Origin of the sequence: Psychroserpens sp. (genome assembly GCF_045105015.1) — a bacterium.
GTDB lineage: Bacteria > Bacteroidota > Bacteroidia > Flavobacteriales > Flavobacteriaceae > Psychroserpens.
Genome location: NZ_JBGCCX010000129.1, coordinates 1 through 7,310, shown reverse-complemented (window position 1 = coordinate 7,310; position 7,310 = coordinate 1). Strand labels below are relative to the sequence as shown.

The 7,310-nt window shown below is 32.1% G+C and carries 7 protein-coding genes; all 7 read left to right on the top strand.

The window, feature by feature from the left end:
- Positions 1-282 precede the first annotated feature (282 nt).
- Complete coding sequence (locus AB8B90_RS09675; protein ID WP_405336290.1) at positions 283-1,389, top strand: ABC transporter substrate-binding protein; 1,107 nt, start codon at positions 283-285, stop codon at positions 1,387-1,389.
- 18 nt (positions 1,390-1,407) lie between these two features.
- The gene (locus AB8B90_RS09670) at positions 1,408-2,418 is read left to right on the top strand and encodes a FecCD family ABC transporter permease (protein WP_405336287.1); all 1,011 of its coding nucleotides are present in this window, start codon (positions 1,408-1,410) and stop codon (positions 2,416-2,418) included.
- Entirely contained in the window at positions 2,419-3,210 is a 792-nt protein-coding gene (locus AB8B90_RS09665; protein ID WP_405336284.1) for an ABC transporter ATP-binding protein, read from the top strand.
- Positions 3,211-3,360: 150 nt separating this feature from the next.
- The gene (locus AB8B90_RS09660; protein WP_405336281.1) at positions 3,361-4,590 is read left to right on the top strand and encodes a hypothetical protein; all 1,230 of its coding nucleotides are present in this window, start codon (positions 3,361-3,363) and stop codon (positions 4,588-4,590) included.
- Positions 4,591-4,601: 11 nt separating this feature from the next.
- On the top strand, positions 4,602-5,123 hold the full coding sequence (locus tag AB8B90_RS09655) for a hypothetical protein (protein WP_405336278.1): 522 nt from the start codon (positions 4,602-4,604) through the stop codon (positions 5,121-5,123).
- Positions 5,124-5,142: 19 nt separating this feature from the next.
- Positions 5,143-6,099 (top strand): DUF6175 family protein, encoded by a 957-nt coding sequence (locus AB8B90_RS09650; protein WP_405336275.1) that lies wholly within the window; start codon positions 5,143-5,145, stop codon positions 6,097-6,099.
- 14 nt (positions 6,100-6,113) lie between these two features.
- The gene (locus AB8B90_RS09645) at positions 6,114-7,046 is read left to right on the top strand and encodes a hypothetical protein (protein WP_405336272.1); all 933 of its coding nucleotides are present in this window, start codon (positions 6,114-6,116) and stop codon (positions 7,044-7,046) included.
- The last annotated feature ends 264 nt before the right edge of the window (positions 7,047-7,310 follow it).

Genomic DNA, 7,310 nt, shown 5'->3' with positions numbered 1-7,310 from the left:
TCCATTCGTTCATACAAATGGAACCTAAATTCTTGGCAAAAGTAGATTCTTTTTTAAGTTGAAACTAATAAAACCTATTTTTTCTTATTCATTTTATAAATCAAATAAATAAATCCAATTAAAAAATGAAGTAATATTATTCCTCCTGCTATATATATTGTTAAATTTGAATTATCGTGCATAACAGTAATTTTAATCAAATTTAGAGGTTACACATAATATTGACAGTTACAAATGTTACATAAAAAGATTTATTTAGTTGTTTTCGTAAGCCTATTTGTTTTGACGGGTTGTATAGAAAATAAAAGTAAAATTCTAGATACAGAATCTCACTCGAAGGAATTAGATATTAACTATGCTGAAGGTTTTAAAATTGTACATTATGACACCCATAAAATCTTATCTATATCCAAACCTTGGCCTAAAGCTGAAAACAATTATAAATACGCATTAATACCAAAAGAGGTTGCTTCAAAACTCATTTTAAATAAAGATGAATTTGATGGCACCATAATGACTCCTATTCAAAACATCGTAGTTACCTCTACAACCCATATTCCAGCGTTAGAATTGTTAGGTGTTGAACAAACACTTATTGGTTTTCCTGGCACTGACTATGTGTCCTCAAAAAAAACTAGAATAAGAATTGACAATAAAAATGTTAGAGAGCTAGGAAAAAACGAAGGCATTAACACTGAAGTGTTACTTGAATTAAGACCTGATGCTATTGTAGCTTTTGGAGTGGATGGCACAAACAAAAGCATGGAAGTTATAAAAAAAGCTGGCATTCCTGTTATATATAATGGAGATTGGGTTGAAAAATCTCCTTTAGCAAAAGCAGAATGGATTAAATTTTTCGGAGCATTGTACAATAAAGAAGAAGAAGCTGAAGCCATTTTTAAACAGATCGAAAAAGATTACTTAGAAGCAAAAAAAATAGCATCAAATGCCAAGTCTAAACCTACAGTTTTATGTGGAGCAATGCATAAGGATATTTGGTATTTACCAAATGGCACAAGCCCAGAAGCTCAATTTTTAAAAGATGCTAATACTAATTATCTATGGAGCAATACTAACGAAACTGGTAGTATTGCACTCAGTTTTGAAACAGTTTTTGAAAAAGGGAAACATGCTGAATTATGGCTAAGCCCATCTTATTACACTAGCTATGAGGCACTAAAAAATGCAAATAATCATTATACTGAATTTGATGCATTTAAAAACAAAACAACTTTTACATTTTCGAATACAACTGGTAAAACTGGTGGTGTTTTGTATTATGAACTTGGTATTTCAAGACCTGATTTAGTTCTAAAAGATATGATAAAAATATGTCATCCAGAGCTACTAAAAGATTACGAAACCACTTTTTTCAAACCATTAAAATAATATTATTAGGCATAAATAATGACATCTAAACACACATATACCTTTATATTACTATCGACATTGCTTTTATTATGTTTTTTAGTAAATATTAATTTAGGTTCAGTGTCTATCCCTGTAAAAGATGTTTTTAGCAGTCTATTTGGTATTGCAGATAATTATATCATTCAGAATTATAGATTACCAAAAGCCGTTACTGCTATTTTAGTTGGATCAGGCTTGGGTATTTCTGGTCTGCTTATGCAAACTTTATTCAGAAATCCGCTTGCTGGACCTTTTGTTTTAGGTATTAGTTCTGGCGCAAGTTTAGGTGTTGCGCTAGTTATTTTAGGTTCTGGAATATTTGGAGGCATATTTGCAACATTATTCATATCTAAATGGAGTATTGTCATTGCTGCTAGCTTAGGAAGTTTTCTTGTCTTGTTAGCTGTACTATTAGTATCGACAAAAGTTCGAGATACTATGGCAATTTTAATTATTGGATTGATGTTTGGAAGTATAACAGCTGCGATTGTTAGTGTCCTCTCCTATTTTAGTTCTGCAGAACAACTACAACAATACATTTTTTGGGGATTTGGAAGTCTAGGAAACCTGTCATGGAGCGAACTTTTAATTTTTTTCTGCTTATACAGCCTCGGGATATTACTAACTATAGTTTCAATTAAAACCCTGAATACACTACTCTTAGGTGAAAATTATGCTAAAAGTTTAGGGATAAACATCAAGCAAAGTCGATTGATCATTATTATTGCTACAAGTTTACTAGCAGGAACTACGACAGCGTTTGCAGGACCAATTGCTTTTATAGGATTAGCAATTCCACATATGACACGTCAGTTTTTCAACACTTCTAATCACAAAATACTGCTACCAGCTGTGTTTATCATTGGTGCGATTGTAATGTTAGTTTGTGATAGCATTGCTCAATTACCAACTAGCGACTATACATTACCTATTAATGCAATAACATCTTTAATTGGTGCTCCAGTTGTTGTTTGGTTATTAGTTAGAAAACGGAAAATGGTATTTTAGATGACAAAAACGAATAAACATATTATTTTAAACACTGAAAATCTTACCATAGGTTATACTTCTAAGAAAAAAAAAACAGTTATAGCTAACACCATTAATATTGAATTAAATCAGGGTGAATTAATTGGATTAGTTGGTGCAAATGGAATTGGAAAATCTACATTATTAAGAACTTTATCTTCAATTCAATCGCCTTTAGATGGAAGTATTTATTTAAATGAAAAGCCTCTAGAGAAATTTCCATTAACTGAATTGGCGAAACACATGAGTCTAGTTCTAACAGAACAACTCATATCTAAAAATCTAACTGTTTTTGAACTCATTGCTCTTGGTCGGCAACCCTACACTAATTGGGTTGGAAATCTATCAGAATATGATATTGACATCATTGAAAAAGCCATTCAACAAACGAACCTTTCCGAACTTAAAAATCGTAGATGTTTTGAATTAAGTGATGGTCAACTTCAAAAAGTAATGATTGCTCGTGCTTTAGCACAAGACACTGACCTTATCATTTTAGATGAACCCACAACACATTTAGATATGTATCATAAAGCATACATACTAAAACTACTGCAAAAATTAGCAAAACAAACTAATAAGACTATTCTTTTTTCTTCCCATGAAATTGATCTAGCCATTCAGTTGTGTGATACAATGATTGTAATGACTAACAACAATGTTACTTCTGACACTCCGTGTCAACTTATTGAAAAGGGCGTTTTTAATAACCTGTTCCCTAAAGACTTAATAAGTTTTGACAATAAAACCGGACGCTTCAAAGTGAAGTAATTCTTTTAAAAAAAGTTTAGAGGGCAATAAAAGAATTTCAAAAAACATTTATTTCGATATACTGCATATAAAACAGTTTAAAAGCTATTTGAAATGCAAAAAAACAAATAAAAATTCCTAATTTGCATACAACTAACCAACCAAAAATTAATGAAATCCAACAACCTCCTCATTGCTGTATTCTGCCTATTGTTTTCATTTGCAGGATATTCGCAAGCCGACAAACAATCAACAGAATACAGACGAAGCTCATTATACACTTTAATGGTTACTGACTCCACAAGAAATTTCAGTCAAATCATTCAAGAAACTTTTGTAGATTCTAAAATTCCTGAAAAATTCAATAATCATATTGTAAAGGAAAGGAGTATTCCGAAACTATTCAATGATTCGCTCTCTAAAGCGGATTTAAAAGAAGCTCAAAAAGTTGCCATTTCAGAATATTTATCCACTCATGATATCGCAAAATCAATGATTTCCAAATGGTTTAACCGAAGTGAACAGGGCGGATTCAATATGGATTTAATATCTGAACGTGGGTTCTATAATGCTACTGATTTAGATGTGAAATTAGCCAAAAATAGTGAAAGAGGTACAGCCATGTTAGCTGATGCTGGTGAAGAACTCATCAAAAATACTTTTGTAATCGTCAACAACTTTAAATACACAGATAAGGAAGAAGTTGCAAAAAAAACGAAAGGTCTTTTAAATTCTATAGGTAGCGTAGCTGCTATTGCTGGAGCAGGAAACGTAACTACTGTAACCACTGTTGCAGGTGAAGGTGTAGGTGTTTTAGGAAAAGGCTATATCATAAAAACCGATGCACATTTATACAGACTTAAATGGAACGATGAAGTTGCTAGCATTTTCTACAATGATTATTGGACAGAAGATGGTCAAATAGATGAAGAAAAAGTTAAAGCGTTTGATGAATCAGATGTTTTCGAACTGGAATACATTGGCACTGAAATGGCTTGGGCAGATCTTCAAAGTACATCTTTTACTAAAAAAACAGATGAAGAATTAATTACAACCGCTACTATAAAAGCTTCTGATGCTGTAACTGCAAAACTACAAAGAGCATATGAAGTTTTCAGGACTAAAACACCTCTATTAAGTACAGAACCATTATCAGCTAAAATTGGACTTAAAGAAGGTCTCGAAAAAGGTGATAAGTATGAAGTTCTTGAACAAGTCATAAACAAAGAAGGTAAAACTGAATATAAACGTATAGGTGTTATTAAAGTTGATAAAAATCAAATTTGGGATAATCGATTTAATGCCGATGAAGAAAATCCTGATCAAACAATAGAATACACAGTGTTTACTGGAAAGAAAAATAAATATTACGCAGGAATGTTAATCCGTCAAATTAATTAAAACACATAATCATGAAATTAAAACATTTAATATTATCAGTACTTTTTATAGGCTTTTGTACTAGTGTAAATGCACAATGGAAAAAAAACAAAGCTAATGAAGACACAAAAATATGGAGATATGATTTAGAATGTGAAGGCATTGCAAAGCGAGGTTCTAAACTTGTTAAAGTATGGTCTTATTCTAAAAATCCTAAGCATGCAATATCAAGCGGAATGAAAAATGCTGTTCACGGCATTATCTTTAAAGGTTATGCTGGAGGTGCGCAAGGATGTACGCCTTTTCAAGCTTTAGTGAATGATCCTGAAATGGAAGCAAAACATAAAGAATTTTTTGATAGCTTTTTTGCTGATGGAGGTGATTATCTAAGATATGTGAGTTCTGCTACTGATGGCGCCATTGCCGCTGGAGATAGACTAAAAATAAGCAGAAGAGAATACAAAATAGCTATTAAGGTTAATGTTCAAACTGATCAATTAAGAAAATTATTAGAATCGAAAGGTATTATTAAATCATTAAGCTCTGGCTTTTAATTCAAAAACATAAATCAATATGAAATTATTCAAAATACTTACCCTCTTTACTTTTGCATTATTCTGCTCTCTAAGTTTTGGTCAAGCAAAAAAACCAACACTCATGGTTGTACCAAGCGATGTTTGGTGTAACCAAAATGGATATATGTTAAATTTTGACAATCAAGGTTCTACCATCAGGATTCCTGATTACAAAAGAGCATTTCAAGAAAACGCCGAAGTATTACAAGTTATTAGTCAAATTAATGGTATGATGGCAGAACGTGGGTTTCCTCTTAAAAATATGGAATCTGCTATTAAAACAATGGAAGCAAATGCAGTAGAGGATGCTTTAAGAAGTTCTAAAGAATCTGGAGCATCAGTGAATGAAAGTCCAATAGATGCTATCAAGAAAGCAGCAAAAGCAGATATAATTATTCAATTGACTTGGACAGTCAACAAAACTGGTCCAAAAAAATCAATAAACTTTAACTTACAAGGGCTAGATGCTTATACAGATAAACAAGTTGCTACTGCTACAGGAACTGGAGCACCTTCCTTTTCAGCAGAAACTCCTGTATTACTTTCAGAAGCAGTGTTAGCACATATGGATAATTTCACCTTATCGCTTCAACAACATTTTGACGACATGTTTGAAAATGGTCGTGAAATAATTGTTAGAATCCAAACTTGGGATGATTGGGATGGTGATTTAGAAACTGAATTTGGAGGAGAAGATGAATTAGGCTTTGTAATTGAAGACTGGCTTGAAAGCAACACTGTTAAAGGAAGATTTAGCACTACAGATATGACAGAATCTATGGCGCTTTTTGAACAAGTAAGAATTCCACTTTACAATGAAAAAGGAAGAGCTATTGATGCGCGACGATTTGTTAGGGAACTAAGCAAATATTTAAAAAATGCACCTTTCTCTATTCCTAATAAGTTAGTTATGAAAGGACTTGGAAGAGCAACAATAATACTAGGTAGTAAATAATAAAACACAACAAAATGAAAAACGCTTTAGCAATACTATTTTGTCTAGCTTCAATGGTAGCAATTGGACAAAACAAAGACTATGCAATTAATCTGGGAGCTTATGTTCCCGATCAAATTGAAAACGTACCAGCATCAGCAAAAAAGATGTTACTAAATAAACTAGGCCAACTTGTAACTGCTAATGGCATTAGTGATAACCAGTATAACTCAAGATTTATTATAACACCAAATATTGTTGTAGCAACAAAAGAAGTTATGCCAACTTCACCTGTAAAAGTAGTTCTAGTATTAGACGTGACTTTATATATTGGTGATGGCATCGCAGGAACTTTGTACGCAAGTGAAACATTTAATCTAAAAGGTGTTGGAACAACAGAAACAAAAGCTTACATGCAAGCTTTAAAACGACTTAAACCAAAAAATGAAGCAATGCAAGCTTTTCTCACTAGAGGGAAAGACAAAATTATAGATTACTACAACTCTAATTGCTCACAAATAACTAAAGAAGCTCAAGCACTAGAAAATTCTGGACGTTTAGAAGAAGCCTTAGGAATTATGCTTAGTATTCCAGCATCAAGCACTTGTTTTGATAAATCTCAAAGCAAAACAAAAGCTCTTTTTATTAAAGCTGCAAATAGAGATTGTAAATTAAGACTTAATGAAGCTCAGGCTATATGGAGTGCAAACCAAGATATTGAAGCTGCCAGAGAAGCTGCGAGAATATTATCCTCAGTAGTACCAGAAGCAGATTGTTATGGTCAGGTAAAAGCATTGTTTAGTAAAATTGAAGCTAGAGCAAAAGATTTACAAGACAGAGATTGGAATTACAAGCTAAAAGTTTTAGATGCTACAAAATCATATTATGATTCTGCTTTTGAAGTCAGTATGGCAAACGCACAAAATCAACCAAATACAGTAATGTATAATGTTAGAGGTTGGTATTAATTGAAAGAACGACAACTTAAAAAAGCACTCAAATTGAGTGCTTTTTTTTTATTATTTAATTTTCTTTCTACAGAATTAATCAGAGTATTATTTATCTTTGATTTAAACATAAAATTCACATGAACGACAGTCTTATTCTTGTTTTTACTATTATTATCTCGACAGCTATTGGCGCTTATTTAGGTATGCTTTTTATTAAACTAAAAAGTAAAAGCGAACAAAGCACTTTAGAAGAACGTCAAAATCAGATGACTTCAACTATTG